The 14,515-nt window shown below is 64.6% G+C and carries 17 protein-coding genes and 1 tRNA gene; 12 read left to right on the top strand and 6 right to left on the bottom strand.

The features are described from left to right. Positions 1-14 precede the first annotated feature (14 nt). On the bottom strand, positions 15-851 hold the full coding sequence (gene cobS, locus I2H36_RS12770) for an adenosylcobinamide-GDP ribazoletransferase (RefSeq protein WP_425523305.1): 837 nt from the start codon (positions 849-851) through the stop codon (positions 15-17). A gap of 78 nt (positions 852-929) precedes the next feature. On the opposite strand from cobS, the gene cobT reads away from it, so the two are divergent. The 7 genes from cobT (at position 930) to I2H36_RS12735 (ending at position 7,461) form a co-directional block, all read left to right on the top strand. Further along, positions 930-1,955: a nicotinate-nucleotide--dimethylbenzimidazole phosphoribosyltransferase gene (gene cobT / locus I2H36_RS12765; RefSeq protein WP_196264275.1), complete on the top strand. Its 1,026-nt coding sequence runs from the start codon at positions 930-932 to the stop codon at positions 1,953-1,955. Continuing rightward, the gene (locus I2H36_RS20045; protein WP_196264274.1) at positions 1,952-2,455 is read left to right on the top strand and encodes a thermonuclease family protein; all 504 of its coding nucleotides are present in this window, start codon (positions 1,952-1,954) and stop codon (positions 2,453-2,455) included. The genes cobT and I2H36_RS20045 overlap by 4 nt, the downstream gene beginning before the upstream one ends. Before the next feature lie 67 nt (positions 2,456-2,522). After that, positions 2,523-3,146, top strand: coding sequence for a uracil-DNA glycosylase family protein (locus tag I2H36_RS12755; protein ID WP_196264273.1), 624 nt, complete (start codon positions 2,523-2,525; stop codon positions 3,144-3,146). Between the two features lie 446 nt (positions 3,147-3,592). Beyond that, on the top strand, positions 3,593-3,814 hold the full coding sequence (locus I2H36_RS12750; RefSeq protein ID WP_196264272.1) for a hypothetical protein: 222 nt from the start codon (positions 3,593-3,595) through the stop codon (positions 3,812-3,814). 98 nt (positions 3,815-3,912) lie between these two features. Continuing rightward, positions 3,913-4,704 (top strand): enoyl-CoA hydratase-related protein, encoded by a 792-nt coding sequence (locus tag I2H36_RS12745; RefSeq protein ID WP_196264271.1) that lies wholly within the window; start codon positions 3,913-3,915, stop codon positions 4,702-4,704. Positions 4,705-4,716: 12 nt separating this feature from the next. Then, positions 4,717-4,923 (top strand): hypothetical protein, encoded by a 207-nt coding sequence (locus I2H36_RS12740; RefSeq protein WP_196264270.1) that lies wholly within the window; start codon positions 4,717-4,719, stop codon positions 4,921-4,923. 102 nt (positions 4,924-5,025) lie between these two features. Further along, positions 5,026-7,461, top strand: coding sequence for a caspase family protein (locus tag I2H36_RS12735; RefSeq protein WP_196264269.1), 2,436 nt, complete (start codon positions 5,026-5,028; stop codon positions 7,459-7,461). Between the two features lie 69 nt (positions 7,462-7,530). On the opposite strand, the gene I2H36_RS12730 is transcribed toward I2H36_RS12735, so the two are convergent. From I2H36_RS12730 to moaA, 3 genes are all read right to left on the bottom strand, one after another. Beyond that, positions 7,531-8,397 (bottom strand): NAD(P)-dependent oxidoreductase, encoded by an 867-nt coding sequence (locus tag I2H36_RS12730; RefSeq protein WP_196264268.1) that lies wholly within the window; start codon positions 8,395-8,397, stop codon positions 7,531-7,533. 60 nt (positions 8,398-8,457) lie between these two features. Then, positions 8,458-9,150, bottom strand: coding sequence for a transporter substrate-binding domain-containing protein (locus I2H36_RS12725; RefSeq protein ID WP_196264267.1), 693 nt, complete (start codon positions 9,148-9,150; stop codon positions 8,458-8,460). Between the two features lie 210 nt (positions 9,151-9,360). Continuing rightward, positions 9,361-10,398 carry a GTP 3',8-cyclase MoaA gene (gene moaA / locus I2H36_RS12720; protein ID WP_196264307.1) on the bottom strand — a complete coding sequence of 346 codons (1,038 nt, stop codon included), beginning with the start codon at positions 10,396-10,398 and terminating at the stop codon, positions 9,361-9,363. Between the two features lie 89 nt (positions 10,399-10,487). Here moaA and I2H36_RS12715 point away from each other — a divergent pair, with 89 nt between their 5' ends. Beyond that, positions 10,488-10,856: a gamma-butyrobetaine hydroxylase family protein gene (locus I2H36_RS12715; protein WP_196264266.1), complete on the top strand. Its 369-nt coding sequence runs from the start codon at positions 10,488-10,490 to the stop codon at positions 10,854-10,856. A gap of 50 nt (positions 10,857-10,906) precedes the next feature. On the opposite strand, the gene I2H36_RS12710 is transcribed toward I2H36_RS12715, so the two are convergent. After that, complete coding sequence (locus I2H36_RS12710; RefSeq protein ID WP_196264265.1) at positions 10,907-11,491, bottom strand: L,D-transpeptidase; 585 nt, start codon at positions 11,489-11,491, stop codon at positions 10,907-10,909. 246 nt (positions 11,492-11,737) lie between these two features. Between I2H36_RS12710 and I2H36_RS12705 the strand changes: the two genes are divergently transcribed. Continuing rightward, a tRNA-Val gene (locus I2H36_RS12705) sits at positions 11,738-11,812 on the top strand. Between the two features lie 66 nt (positions 11,813-11,878). Here the strand turns inward: I2H36_RS12705 and I2H36_RS12700 are convergent. Continuing rightward, complete coding sequence (locus I2H36_RS12700) at positions 11,879-12,580, bottom strand: HAD family hydrolase (protein WP_196264264.1); 702 nt, start codon at positions 12,578-12,580, stop codon at positions 11,879-11,881. Between the two features lie 90 nt (positions 12,581-12,670). On the opposite strand from I2H36_RS12700, the gene I2H36_RS12695 reads away from it, so the two are divergent. The 3 genes from I2H36_RS12695 to I2H36_RS12685 all read left to right on the top strand — a co-directional run bounded on the left by I2H36_RS12695 (position 12,671) and on the right by I2H36_RS12685 (position 14,475). Continuing rightward, entirely contained in the window at positions 12,671-13,126 is a 456-nt protein-coding gene (locus I2H36_RS12695) for a hypothetical protein (RefSeq protein ID WP_196264263.1), read from the top strand. 123 nt (positions 13,127-13,249) lie between these two features. Continuing rightward, complete coding sequence (gene rpiA / locus I2H36_RS12690; RefSeq protein WP_196264262.1) at positions 13,250-13,945, top strand: ribose-5-phosphate isomerase RpiA; 696 nt, start codon at positions 13,250-13,252, stop codon at positions 13,943-13,945. Positions 13,946-13,974: 29 nt separating this feature from the next. After that, positions 13,975-14,475: a DUF2059 domain-containing protein gene (locus tag I2H36_RS12685; protein WP_196264261.1), complete on the top strand. Its 501-nt coding sequence runs from the start codon at positions 13,975-13,977 to the stop codon at positions 14,473-14,475. Positions 14,476-14,515: the final 40 nt, after the last annotated feature.

The raw sequence follows: 14,515 nt of genomic DNA, 5'->3' as shown, positions 1-14,515 counted from the left end.
TGCTTCTCATGTTGTTATGACCCGAGGACGGTCAAGAGGCCGATCAGCGCGGCGATCTCCGCCACCTGCTGCGCGGCGCCCGCGATGTCTCCCGTCTGCCCGCCGAGATGGCGCTTCGCAAAGCCGGTCACGGCGAGGCCTGAGAGGCCGGAGAGTGCCAGCATCAGGACAATGCCGGTGGCCGGCAGGTCGCCGAGCGCGCCCAGCAAGACGGCAAGAGCAACGGCAATCCCGGCCGCCTGCCAAAAGGTCTTCTGCGCCGGCTGTCCGACCGCCTGGGACATACCGTCCAGGCGGGCCGGGGGCAGGAACACCAGAGGCATCAGGCCCGATGTGCGCGACAGGGAGGCGGTGACGAGGATCGCAGCCACGACGGCTCCGCCGTCGATTCGCGAGGCCAGGGCCGCCAGGGCGCCGATCCGGAGCGCGAGCGATAGGAACAGGGCCGAGGCTCCGAATGAGCCGATCCGGCTGTCGCGCATGATCTCCAGGCGCTTCTCGCGGGTGGTGCCCCCGATGCTGTCGGCGGTATCGGCCAGGCCGTCCTCGTGCAGCGCACCGGTGGTCAGCACCATGGCAGCGGCCGACAGGGTCGCGGCAAGCCAGGGACCGAGATCGAGCATCAGGGCAAGGCCCAGCACGGCGGCCGGCAAGAGGCCAAGCACGAGGCCTGCCACGGGAATCATGCGCAGCAGGCGCGGAAAGCTCGGCGGCGCATGGGCGTCCTGCTCCCACGGCAGGGCTGGAACCGGAAGCCGGGAAAAGAAGCGAATGCAATGGGCTAGGTCTACGGCCGCCGCCTGCCACGCGCTCATGGGCGCCGCCTCGCTCGGTTCAATTTGCTCCGACATGCTTCACCCCGCGTGCATGGGCCGCTATAGGTCACGCCTCTTCGCGTTCTGCAATGCCCTTGCGGGCTGGAGCCCCTCATGTCCGATGCCGTGTCCTCACCTTTCGACGATATCCGCCGCCTGATCACGACCATGCCCGGTCCGGATGAGGCCGCCGTCGAGGCCGTGCGGATGCGCGACCGGCAGCTCACCAAGCCAGGCGGCAGCCTCGGCCGCCTGGAATGGATCGCCGAGTGGCTCGCCGCCTGGCAGGCGAAGTCCACACCCAGCGTCGACCGCCCGCTGGTCTGCGTGTTCGCGGCAAGCCACGGCGTGACCGCCAAGGGCGTGTCGGCTTATCCCTCCGACGTGAACCGCCAGATGCTGGAGAACTTCGCGGCCGGCGGCGCTGCCATCAATCAGATCTGTGCGGCCTATGGGTTAGGCTTCAAGGTGTTCGATCTCGCCATCGACATGCCCACCGGCGACATCACCGAGGCGGATGCCATGGATGAGAAATCCTGCGTCGCCACCATGGCGTTCGGCATGGAAGCGATTGCCGGCGGCACCGATCTGCTCGCCATAGGCGAGATGGGCATCGGCAACACCACCGTCGCAGCGACGATCTACACGGCGCTCTATGGCGGGCCTGCCGAGCACTGGGTCGGGCGCGGCACGGGTGTGGATGACGAGGGCCTCCGGCGCAAGGTCGCGGCCGTCGAAGCGGCCATTGCCCATCACGGCGACAATCTGAAGGATCCGCTCGAGGTGCTGCGCCGCGTCGGCGGGCGCGAGATCGCCGCCATGGCGGGCGCCATTCTCGCCGCGCGGCTGCAGCGGATTCCGGTGGTGCTCGATGGCTATGTGGCGACCGCTGCCGCGTCCATTCTCCACGCCATCCATCCCTCGACCATCGATCACTGCATCGCCGGTCATCTGAGTGCCGAAGGTGCGCATCAGGACGTGCTCGGCCGCCTCGGCAAGATCCCACTTCTGGCGCTGGGCATGCGGCTCGGCGAAGGATCCGGTGCGGCTTTGGCGGCCGGCCTCGTGAAGGCGGCGGCTGCGGTCCATCGCGACATGGCCACCTTCGGGCAGGCGGGAGTGTCCGAGCGCCTGTCGTGAGACGATTCCGTCGCCGCTCCGGGCCGAGCGGCATCACCTCTCTCATCGCCGCGCTTGCACTCGCCGGCGGGGCCGCAATCGTGCTGAAGCCGAGTGGGCGCTCATTGGAGGGCCGTGCCCAGGTGACAGACGGCGACACGATCCGCATTGGCGAGGCGCGCATCCGTCTGAAAGGCATAGACGCGCCCGAGATGGAGCAGCGCTGCTCTAAGGACGGCCGCTCATACGCTTGCGGCGTGTCGGCCCGGCGGGCGCTGATCGATCTCGTCTCGGGCGAGACGGTGCGCTGCCGCGCCATCGGACGCGACCGCTACCAGCGGATTCTTGCCCGCTGCACGGTCCATGGGATAGACATCGGCACGCAGATGGTCGAGAACGGTTGGGCTCTCTCCTACGGGCGAGATTACGACACTGAGGAAGCCCGCGCTCACGAGCGCGGTTTGGGTCTCTGGGAGGGAGAGTTCGAGCGGCCGCAGGACTGGCGCCGGGAGCATTCGTAAAAGAGCGACGTCATGTCCCTCGGATGGGACCTCCAAGACCTGTGCTGGAATTCCTATTTCCGTAGGGATGAATCCTCCGCCGAATTTCAACGATCTTGCCATCCAATTGCGAGCCTGCCGCATTTGCCGCGATACGCCGCGCTATGGCACGGCCTTGCCGCACGAGCCGCGCCCGATCGTCCAGGGCAGCGCCAGCGCGCGCCTGTGCATCGCCAGCCAAGCGCCCGGCACGCGGGCTCATGCCAGCGGCATCCCGTTCGCCGATCGGTCCGGCTCACGGCTGCGCTCATGGCTCGGCCTGGACGAGAAGACGTTTTACGATGAATCCAAGGTCGCTATCCTGCCTATGGGCTCCTGCTTCCCGGGGCAGGATGCGAAGGGCAGCGATCTCGGGCCACGCCGGGAATGCGCCGAGGCTTGGCGCCAGCCCCTTTTTCAAGCTCTGCCCAATCTCGATCTCGTCCTGCTGATCGGCCAGTATGCGCAGGCCTGGCATCTGGGCGAGAACTTCAAGGACGGGCTCACCGAGACGGTGAGGCGCTGGCGGGACATCCTCAGCCATCCGCAGAAGCCGCGTATCCTGCCGCTGCCGCATCCCTCCTGGCGCAACAATGGCTGGCTCAAGAAGAACCCCTGGTTCGAGGCTGAGCTCCTGCCGGTGCTTCAGCAGGAAGTCCGTGAACTGCTTTGAAGCGGGGGCTAGTAAAGAACAATAAAACGGCCTGAATATACATCGGAAATTTAAATAATAATAAGAGTATTCAAAACAACATTTGGAACGATCTGTGTTGCGATGTGTTTACTTGATGCAGATCAGGTAATTCCATGACATATGTTCCCTATCACCAAGAGGCCCCTGGCTTCGATGGACGTCTCTCCCACACGACACTTCACCCCTGTGATTGTGTAGCTGGTGAGGATGAACTCAGCCAGGTTGCAGCGCCCATCGGTTTGTCTCGGGAGGCGGAGGTATTCGGTCTGCTCGACTTTCCCCAAATGAACGATTCTGCAGACCTCAATCTCGTTCCCTGGATGAACCTGCCACGCAGGGCCCGGCACCGGAACGAACAGGCTCGCCTGTTCAGGCAGTAAGCGCCATGCGGCTAGCCTGACGTCACTTTCTTGAAGGAGCTCCCAGTGTCCGATTATCGTTATGCCCGTGGCCAGCACGTGACGTTCACGGGCAAGCGCCTAATGAGCCCCTCCTGGACCGGTGACTTCGTCATCACTAAGTTGCTGCCGTCCGGTGGCGAAGAGCCCCGGTACGAGATCAGCAGAGCTGGGGAGACCTACAGCCGCGCAGCGCTGGAAAGCGACCTGACGGCCCGGTCCGAGACCCTGCAGTCGTCCGTCTTCTAAATCACTCCACAATCTGAACCGGTTCGGATCCAAAAGTGGTGTCCACTTTTGGGCTCAATGCTCTATGTTCGAGCTCGACGATAAGGAGCCTGGACAGCATGAGCCCGACGACCCTGCGCTGCATCGTCGACGGACCGGTCGCGACGATCACCCTCGCACGACCCGACAAGATGAACGCGTTCAATGCCACCATGCATGCCGAGCTCCGCGATGCGCTCGATCAATGCGAGGGTGACGAGAGCGTGCGCGTCGTGGTGCTGACCGGCGAGGGGCGGGCCTTCTCGTCAGGTCAGGACCTGACGGTCGATCTCAAGCGCGACGCGCAGGGGCACCTCGATCTCGGGCCGGCCCTGGAGCGCGATTACAACCCGCTGATCCTCCGGCTCGCCAACTATCCGAAACCTGTCATCGCTGCCCTCAACGGCCCGGCCGTCGGAGCTTCCATGAACATCGCGCTCGCCTGCGACATCGTCGTTGCGGCGCGCTCCGCTTATCTGCAGGAAGCCTTCGCCAAGATCGGCCTGATTCCCGATGCCGGCGGCACCTGGATCCTGCCGCGGCTCATCGGTCCCAAGATGGCGCTCGCCCTCATGCTCAGCGCCGAATCCGTTCCGGCCGAAGAGGCGCAGCGCATGGGCCTCGTCTACAAGGTGTTCGAGGATTCCTCATTTGCAGTCGATGTGGCAGCCTTCGCGTCAAAGCTCGCGGCAGGTCCCGGGCTTTCCTATCGTCTCACCAAGCAGGCTGTGGCGCAGAGCCTCTCGAACGATCTGGAGGCGCAGCTGAAGCTCGAGGCGAGGCTGCAGAGCGAGGCGGGATCGAGCGACGACTTCATGGAGGGCGTCGCTGCCTTCCGTGAAAAGCGCGCGCCGCGCTTCCAGGGACGCTGAGGAGATACACTCATGCGCCCCACCTACTGGATCCTCGGCCTCGCCACCTTAAGCATCGTGATCGGCCTGTTCGTGTCGCGGGACCCTGAACGCGCCGAGCGGCTCTCGCAGATGTATCGGGACGCGGCCCTTACCGGCGAGACCCGGCAGATGGTGATCATGGGTCTTGCCATCGCCATCGGAGCCTTCGTGGTCTATCTCACGATGACACGGCGCTGATGCTCTGCCGATCGTCCCGGTTTGTTCACGGTGCATTCAACAGGCTTGGCCTTATTCTCCTAGCATGATCCCGCAGAAGTGGGTCGAAGAGGGGCCTCCACCGTGCTTTCCCTGAACCGTGCCGTTGTTTTCGCTGCCTTCGCGCTGATGGCCACCATCGGTCAGGCCTCTGTAGCTCTTGCCCAGGACCGCCTCGCCCTCGTGGTCGGGCAGGGTGCCTATGAGGGGCGCACTCTCGCGCATGCCGCGAACGATGCCGGCCTGATCGCTCAAACCCTGACCAGTGCCGGCTTCGAGGTCGTGCAGGGCCGTGATCTCAATGCCAGCGATCTGCGCAGCCTCGTCCGCGACTTCCTCGACAAGGTCGAGGGTCTGGAGGCTGGCTCCACAGTGATGGTTTATCTCGCCGGACACGGGGTTCAGCTCGAAGGCGACAATTATCTGCTGCCCGTCGACGCCCGTATCCAGCGCGACGCGGACATTGCCATCGAAGGCTTCCGTCTCTCGGATCTCGTCCGCTCCCTCGAGCAGAGCCCGGCGCGGGTGAGGGTGGTCGTGGCCGACATGGCCCGTGAATACGCGCTTGGCTCCACGGGCGAGCCTATCGCCAAGGGACTGGCGCTGATCGAGCCGCCCTCAGGCTTCCTAATGGCCTTCTCGTCCGCCCCCAACATCGTCGCTACGGACGGGTCGGGCCCATATGGCCCCTATGCCACGGCGCTGGCGGAAATGATCCGCCAGCCGGGCTTACCCCTGGACGAGGTCTTCGCCCGCACGCGCCTGCGGGTGCACGAGACCACGAACGGCCTGCAGATCCCCTGGCATTCGGCTAATCTGGCTAATGCCTCCTTCGTGTTCTTCGAGCAGGCGGAAGCCGCTGCCGCACCGTTGGTGCGTGAAGTGCGCCGCATCGAGGAAGTACCGGCCGAAGAGGCCTATGCCATCGCGGTCGAGCGCGACACAATCCAGGATTATCAGGCCTTCCTGCGCCGCTATCCCGATCATCGCCTCTCCCGCCGCGTGACGGCGCTCCTCGCCGCCCGCCGCGAGGCTGCCGTCTGGCGCCGGACCGTCACGCGCAACACCCGCGAGGCCTATTGGACTTACCTGCGCTCTTACCCGAACGGCCCGCACGCTCCGGATAGCCGGCGCAGGCTCGTGCGTCTCTCCGCACCCTATGCTCCGCCGGCCGTCTTCGAGGAGGTGATCTACGACGACCTGCCTCCGCCGCTGCCGGAGGTGGAGCGGATCGAGGTCGTCGAGGTGGTGACCATCATCCGCGATGTGCCGCCGCCGCGTCTGCCGGCTTATCTCCTGCCGCGCTGGGACGAGGATGACGAGGAGTTCATCACCATCATCCGCGAGGCGCCGCCACCGCCGATCATGGCCGGCATCCTGCCGATCCCGTATGCGATCCCCGTGCCGTACCGGGCGCGTCCACCCCGCTACTTCTACCAGCCGATCGCTCCGAGAACCCCGCGGGGACCGGTCGCCATTCCCGTGCGGGCTCCGTACGTCTTCGACCGCAGCGATGAGCCCCTGCCGCGACCGCGCCGCAACCTGCACGCCGATGAGCCCCGCGTGCCGAGGCAGCCGGGTCTCGCTGCGCCCCTCGAGCCGATCCCCGTCTCGGTCAATCCGCGAGCCCCTCGCGAGGGCAGGGATGTTCGTCCCGGCGAGCCCCCGCGCCTGCAGCCGGACCGTATCCCCTCGCGGAGGATCCCGCTGATCGGCGATGGTCAGGAGCGTCCACGTCCGAGCCGGCCTGAGATCGTGGAGCCAAGAGAGCAGCCCGACCGGGAGCGCGGCCAGCGCTCCGTTGACCGGGAACGCGATGGGCGTGACATCCGACCCGAGGCTCCCGTCCGCGGTGCCGCGCGCCCGCGGCTCGATACGGACGAGATCCTGCCGCGTCAGCCGAGGGCGGACCGGCCGCGGATCGAGATCGAGCGCCCGGACCGGGATAAGGCTGCCCGCGAGCCCGAGCGCCGCGATCTGCGCAACCGGACGGACAGGAGGCCCGATCCGGAGAGGATTGAGCGGGCGCCGGTGATCGTGCTGCCTCAGATCGAGGAGCGCCGCCCCCGTCGTGACGACGATGGGCCGCCCCGTCGGCGCATCGAACGGCCTGCCTCTGTGGAGAGACCGGACCGGGAGGAGCGGCGTGACCGCCTCCCACGGCCCGCTCTGCGCGATGAACTGCGCCCGGATCGCCCGTTCCACGATATCGCGCCTCGGGAGATCGAGCGAGCCGAGCGACGCGCCCGTCCATTCTTCGAGGAGAGCCCCGCGCCCCGTCGGGTCGAACGGCCGGAAGCACCTGCTTTCCAGCCGAGGCCGATGCCCCGCATGGAGGCGCCCGCGCGGGTAGAGCGAGCCGTGCGCGAGCCGCCAAGAACCTTCGACCAGCCTCGCCCAGGTCGAGACATGGACAGGCCGTCCCGCGACCGACCCTCCTTCGACTCGCCACGGCGGCAGGGTGATGAAGCCCGGGAGCGGCGTTGCCTGCCCGGACGTCCCTGTCCGCAGGAACGCTAACGCCTCAGAACAAAACGCCGGAGCTTTGGGCTCCGGCGTTTCGGTTTTGAAAGGCAATCAGCCTGCGGCTTACTTGTTGAGTCGCGCAATCAGGCTCGACGTGTCCCAGCGCTTGCCGCCCATTGTCTGGACCTCCGCATAGAACTGATCGACGATGGCCGTGACTGGCAGGCTGGCGCCGTTCTTGCGCGCCTCGCCCAGGACGATGGACAGGTCCTTGCGCATCCAGTCGACGGCGAAGCCGAAGTCGAACTTGCCCTGGTTCATGGTCTTGCCGCGGTTCTCCATCTGCCAGGAGCCAGCCGCGCCTTTCGAGATCACCTCGAGCACCGCCTCGATGTCGAGACCGGCCTTCTTGCCGAAGTGGATGCCCTCGGCCAGACCTTGCACGAGGCCGGCGATGCAGATCTGGTTGATCATCTTGGTCAACTGGCCGGAGCCGGTGGGGCCGAGCAGCCTGCAGGCGCGGGCAAAGCTCATGATCACGGGCTCGGCCTTCCCGTAAGGCTCGGCGTCGCCGCCGCACATGACCGTGAGAACCCCGTTCTCTGCGCCGGCCTGGCCGCCCGAGACCGGGGCGTCGATGAAGGCGAAGCCTTTCTCCTGGGCCGCTGCGTAGAGCTCGCGCGCCACTTCCGCCGACGCGGTGGTGTGATCGACGAAGATGGTGCCTCGGTCCATGCCGTGGAAGGCGCCATCGTCCCCGAGCGTCACCTGGCGCAGATCGTCGTCGTTGCCCACGCAGGCGAACACGATCTCCTGGCCCTCGGCGGCTTCACGGGGAGTCTTGGCGGCGCGTCCGCCGTTTTCCGACACCCACTTGTCCGCCTTGGCGCCCGTACGGTTGTAGACCGTCACCTCGTGGCCCTTGTCCTTGAGGTGACGCGCCATGGGATAGCCCATCACGCCAAGTCCGAGGAATGCAACCTTCGCCATCGTCCGCTCCCTGAAATCCTACTCGGTTCTAGGAAGGGAAGAGGCCAGGGTCAAACGGCACTATTTGATATCGAAGGAAAAATATTTGGCGCGGATCTGGTCATAGGTGCCGTTGGCCTGCACCTCGGCGATGGCGCGGTTGAACTGTTCGCGCAGCGCCTCATCCTCCTTGCGCAGGCCGATGCCGTAGGCCTCGCGCTTGTAGGCTGGCTCCGCCGGCGCATCGCCCAGAATATGGCAGCAGCCTCCCTCGCGGGTTGCGAGAAACTTCGACAGAAGCAGCTCGTCCGCAAAGACCGCATCGATGCGACCCACCAGAAGGTCGAGATTGGCCTCTTCCGCCTTCGCATAGAGGACGATCTCGGATTCCTTGTAGAAGGTCTTGAGGTATGCCTCGTGATCAGTGCGCTCGATGGTGCCGATCTTTTTGCCAGCCATCGTCAGAGGCGTCACCTCGCCCGGGGCTGTCTCCTTCGGGGCGATGAACACGGCCGGAATCCGATAATAAGGATTGGAAAAGGCGATCCTCTTCTGCCGGCGCTCCGTGATCTCGAGCGACGACATGATGGCATCGTAGTCCCGGTTCAGCAGGCCCTTGATGATGCCGTCCCACGGGTGCTGAACGAGTTCACACTGAGCCTTCATGGCCTCGCAGAGGCTCTTGAGCAGATCGACTTCGAAGCCCTGCAGCTCGTTGTTGCCATCAATGAAATTGAAGGGCGGGTAGGCGCCCTCCACGGCAACGCGGATCACTGGCGGCTGTGCGGGAGGTTGTGCCTGCGACAGGCATGGACCCACGCCCAGCCCGAGCAGCAGCCCGGCAGCAAGCGCCAGTCTTCGTCCAAACCCCAATACGCTCACGGCAGCCCAGCCCAGATTGTCTGACTGGATATCCCTTGAAAATACTGAACAGTCAAATGACAGGCTGTCTCAGTACTTAACAGCAGCAGTAGAAAAAGCGGTCTAACCGCCCGTAACGCTCATGTGGCGGCTGAGCGCCGGGCGGGAATGGCGCCGGTCGATGATGAAGTCGTGCCCCTTGGGCTTGCGGGCGATCGCATCGACGATGGCCCGGTCGAGCAGGTCGTTGCTCTCGGAGGCGCGCACCGGCGCCCGCAGGTCGGCGGCATCCTCCTGGCCGAGGCACATGAAGAGCTGGCCGGTGCAGGTCACCCGCACCCGGTTGCAGCTTTCGCAGAAATTATGCGTCATCGGCGTGATGAATCCGAGCCGCCCGCCGGTCTCCTTCACCCGCACATAACGGGCCGGACCACCCGTTCGGTCGTCGAGGTCCTGCAGCGTGTAGCGGCCCGAGAGGCGGGCGCGGACCATGGACAGAGGCAGAAACTGGTCGATGCGCTGCCCGTCGATCTCGCCCAGCGGCATCACCTCGATGAGCGTCAGGTCCATGCCCCGGCCATGCGCCCATTCGAGCAGGGTTTCCAGCTCGTCCTCGTTAACACCCTTCAGCGCAACCGCGTTGATCTTGACCTTCAAGCCCGCTCCTTGAGCGGCATCGAGTCCCTGCATCACCTTGGCGAGATCGCCCCAGCGGGTGATGGCGCGGAACTTGTCCGGGTCGAGGGTATCGAGGGAGACGTTGACGCGCCTGACGCCGCAGGCGGCGAGATCCTTGGCATGGCGGGCGAGCTGCGAGCCGTTCGTGGTCACCGTCAGCTCGTCGAGGGCGCCCGATTCCAAGTGTCGGGCGAGGGAGCCAAACAGGGTCATGATGTCCCGGCGCACCAGGGGCTCGCCGCCGGTGATCCGCAGCTTGCGAACGCCCTTGGCCACGAAGGCCGAGCAGATCCGGTCGAGCTCCTCGAGGGTCAGCAGGTCGCGCTTGGGCAGGAAGGCCATGTCCTCGGACATGCAGTAGACGCAGCGGAAGTCGCAGCGATCCGTCACCGAGACGCGCAGATACGTGATGGCCCGGCCGAATGGGTCCATCAGGGAATGACCGATCTCGGAGGTCTCAAGCTGAGCCGGGGTGGCTCTCATGGTGGAAACGCTTTCGCTCACAGGAATCTTGCTTCAATCCGCATCATCAAGCACGTAGCGTCAATTGCAACCGGGAAAAGGGTGAGATCATGGCGTCCGAACGCTGGCCGACGGAGCTTAGGCTCGCCAAGGACAAACGAAGCCTGCATATCGCCTTCGACGATGGCACAGCTTTTGATCTGCCGGCCGAGTACCTGCGGGTGTCGAGCCCTTCGGCCGAGGTGCAGGGGCACAGCCCCGCCGAGCGGAAGACCGTGCCGGGCAAGCGCGAGGTCACGATCATCGGTGTCGAGCCGGTGGGCAATTACGCCGTGAAGCTGGTCTTCGACGACCTGCACGATACCGGTATCTACGGCTGGGATTATCTCTACCGGCTCGGCGCGGAGCAGGGGGACAAATGGCAGGGCTATCTCGATGAGCTTGCCGCAAAGGGGCTGTCGCGGGACAGGGTGCGGTGAAACGAAAATGGCCGGGACAAGTCCGGCCATGACGCAAGATTGAATAGCTTTTACCGAAGAACCACGACCCGCGAGCCGACCTTTGCGCGGTTATAGAGGTCGGTCACATCCTCGTTGGTCATGCGGATGCAGCCGGAGGAGACGGCCTCGCCGATGGTCTCGGGCTCGTTCGAGCCGTGGATCCGGTAGATGGTGCTGCCGATATAGAGGGCGCGGGCGCCGAGCGGATTTTCGGGACCGCCCTTCATGTAGCGGGGCAGGTCGGGCCGGCGCTTGAGCATCGACGCCGGCGGGCGCCAATCCGGCCATTCGCGCTTCATGGTGACGGAATGGGTGCCGGACCAGGTGAAGCCTGGGCGGCCGACGCCGACGCCGTACTGGACGGCCTGGCCGTTACCGAGCACGTACCACAGGCGGCGTTCGCTGGTGGAGACGACGATTGTGCCGGGTGCATAACGCCCATCGAACGTCACGATCTGCCGCGGCACGGCGGAAGCCTGCGCCCGGTACGTCTCCTCGGCGCTGTAGAGCGGCTGGCGGGTGAGAGGATCGATAGCCGTAAATGCCGCAGCCGGCGTCGCAAGCACCACGAAGGCGCAAGCAAGTCCAGTGAGAGCAGCGCGAGTGCGTCCCATAATTGCCTCGGTTTGAACATGTTGATGGCGGGTCTATGATTGCACAACGCAACAGCCCCGCTTCGGATCCATGGGATTATTAGGGCTTTTGCTACGAAATCCTAGTGCGATTTGTCACAATCCTGCCATGTCGTAACCGAGTGGTTAAGGCCAAGGCGCCATAATTCATGCGACAAAATACTTGCCGCCTTGGCTGCTTCTTTGGCTTGACGCAGGGGGTTCGGCGCCTTTAGAAGGCCTCTGTCAGGGCGCGTAGCTCAGCGGGAGAGCATTCGCTTCACACGCGAAGGGTCACAGGTTCAATCCCTGTCGCGCCCACCATTTTCTTCCTGACAATAAGCTTCACAACATTGTGTGCATCGAAGCACGCGAGCGATGGCTCGTGCCTCAGGCCGCAAGCGGCCGCATGAGGCGCTGGATGGCGGGAAACAGCTCGTCGAAATGCTTGATCACGAGGTCCGGCTCCAGCCTCTGCACCGGCACGTCCGTGTAGCCGAAGGGAACGGCAATGACCGGAATGCCGGCATTCTTCGCCGTCACGATATCCGTGCGTGAATCCCCGATCATGATCGCGCGGCTCGGGTGGCCACCCGCCCGCTCGATGGTGAGCGTCAGGTGGCGCGGGTCCGGCTTGAAGTAGCGGAAGGTGTCGCGGCCGCAATTGGCCGCGAAACGACGGCCGATACCGAGTTCATGCAGGAGCTTCACCGAGTGCTCCTCGACTTTGTTGGTGCAGACCGCCAGGATGAACCCAGCCTCGTCCAGCCGATCAAGGGCCTCGGCCACGCCAGGATAGAGCCTGGTCCGGACGCAGATGTTCTCGCCGTAATGAACCATGAACTGCCGGAACAGCTCGTCGAGATAATCCGGTGTCAGCTCCTTGCCGGCGGCCTCGAAGCCGCGTTGGATCAGGGCTCGGGCGCCCGCGCCGATCATGTCGCGCGCCTTCCTCACCGGCAGGGAGGCCAATCCCTCCCGTTCGAGGATCACGTTCAGGGTTCCGACGAGGTCGCCGGCCGTGTCTGCCAGGGTTCCATCGAGGTCGAAGACGGCGATGGGCGAGACATTGTGCGGGGTATCAATGGCCATGAAGGTCGGCTACCTGCTGCGGGCAAGGGAATCAAGCATCGGGATGATAAGGTCCTAAGGTTGATTCGTTCTTACCGAATGGAGTGTTGAATGCGGTCCTTTGGTCCCGCGGCGTTGATTTTTGCAGCCCTGGCGCTGGGGGGCCTTGGAGGTCCCGCCCTGGCTGCATCCTACGATTTCGTTCCTGCCCCCCAGACCGACCTGAACCGTATTTATAGGATCGATCGGATCACTGGCGAGGTCAGCTCCTGCCAGTATGGTCTTCAGGAAGGCACGATCGGGGTGACGCTGTGCTTCAGCGCAGGTGAGGGCGCCGGCCCTCAGACACCGGGTGAATATGGGCTCGTCGCCTCCCGCCACGAGCGGGAAGGGGGCGTGTTCCGGGTCAATTTCCGGACTGGTCAGATGAGTATCTGCTACGTATTCGACGAGCGAGTGGTGTGCACGCCGCAGATGACCCCGTCGCCGGCGACCTCCTCGGCGGCCGCCCCGGTGGCAACGCCCAGCGTCAGCCCAGGGACGGGAGCCTCGCCGCAGCGTCCCTGAGGCCCCTTGTCGGCCATCAGACACTGCTCATCCATGATACGTTCTTTCTTCCAGGTGCTCCTGTGTGTTAGAGGCCCACTATACGGCCTTCAGCCGGCGCCTCCTTAATGTCAGAGGATCTCCGTGAGCGACACTCTCAAGCGTGCAGCGGCCGAACGGGCAGCCCAACTCGTCACTGACGGGATGAGGCTGGGGCTCGGCACCGGCTCGACCGCGGTGCATTTCGTCGCGGCCATCGGCGAGCGCGTCCGGGGCGGGCTGAAGGTCGTGGGCGTACCCACCTCCGAGGCAACCCGCGAGCAGGCTCTGCGCGAAGGTATTCCCCTGACCACCCTGGACGAAACGCCGGACTTGGACCTGACGGTTGACGGGGCCGACGAGATCGACAGCGACCTGCGCCTCATCAAGGGCGGCGGTGGCGCGCTGCTGCGGGAGAAGATCGTCGCGTCCGCGAGCCAGCGCATGATCGTCATCGCAGACGGGTCGAAGCTCGTCACGAAGCTCGGACGCTACCCGCTCCCCATCGAGGTGATGCCTTTCGGCCTCACGGCCACGGAACGCGCTATTGCCCGGCTGCTGGATTCCCTGTCCATGTCCGGCGAGCTGCGCCTCCGGCATGCCGCCGACGGCGCGCCCTACGTGACGGATGGCGGCCATTTCATTATCGATGCGCATCTCGAGCGCATCGACAAGCCGAACGTGCTTGCCTCGACGCTGAACAACATTCCCGGCGTCGTGGAGCACGGTCTTTTCCTGGGCCTGGCTACCGGCGCGATCCTCGCCACCGCTGACGGGCTCGTCGAACTCGGTCAGCTCTGACCAGAACCATGACGATTGGAGCCATACTTATGATCCGTAACGCCTCCCGATTGGCTGCGACTTCCGTCGCGCTGTTCATGCTCACCAGCCCGGTTTTCGCCCAGACCCAGCCGAGCGCCAGCCACATGGCTCTCGCCCGCGAAGTCGCTCTCACCTCCGGCATGGCCCGCTCTTTCGACGCCATGGTCGAGCCCTTCCTCGATCAGCTGCAGCAAATGAACGTGACCCGCCCGGAGATCAAGAACGATCTCGATCAGGTCGTGACCATGCTCCGGCCCGAGCTCGACAAGGAAAAGCAGAAGATGGTCGACAACGCGGCCAGGGCTTTTGCCAGCCGAATGACCGAGGCCGAGCTGAAAACAATCTCGGATTTCTACAAGTCTCCGGCGGGCAAGAAGTATGTGGAGACCCAGCCGGGTATCCTCGACGATGTCGTACGGGATCTCGCAACCTGGACGCAGCAGACCGCGCAGTTCGTAATGAGCCGCGCTCGCGAGGAAATGAGCAAGCGCGGGCATCAGCTGCAGTAAGTGCTGCTAAAATTTAGAACATTGGAATGCAAAAGGCCCG

The sequence above is a fragment of the Microvirga terrestris genome, assembly GCF_015694425.1.
Lineage (GTDB): Bacteria > Pseudomonadota > Alphaproteobacteria > Rhizobiales > Beijerinckiaceae > Microvirga > Microvirga terrestris.
Note: the sequence above shows the minus strand (reverse complement) of the source record. Positions and strands in the feature narration are given on the sequence as shown.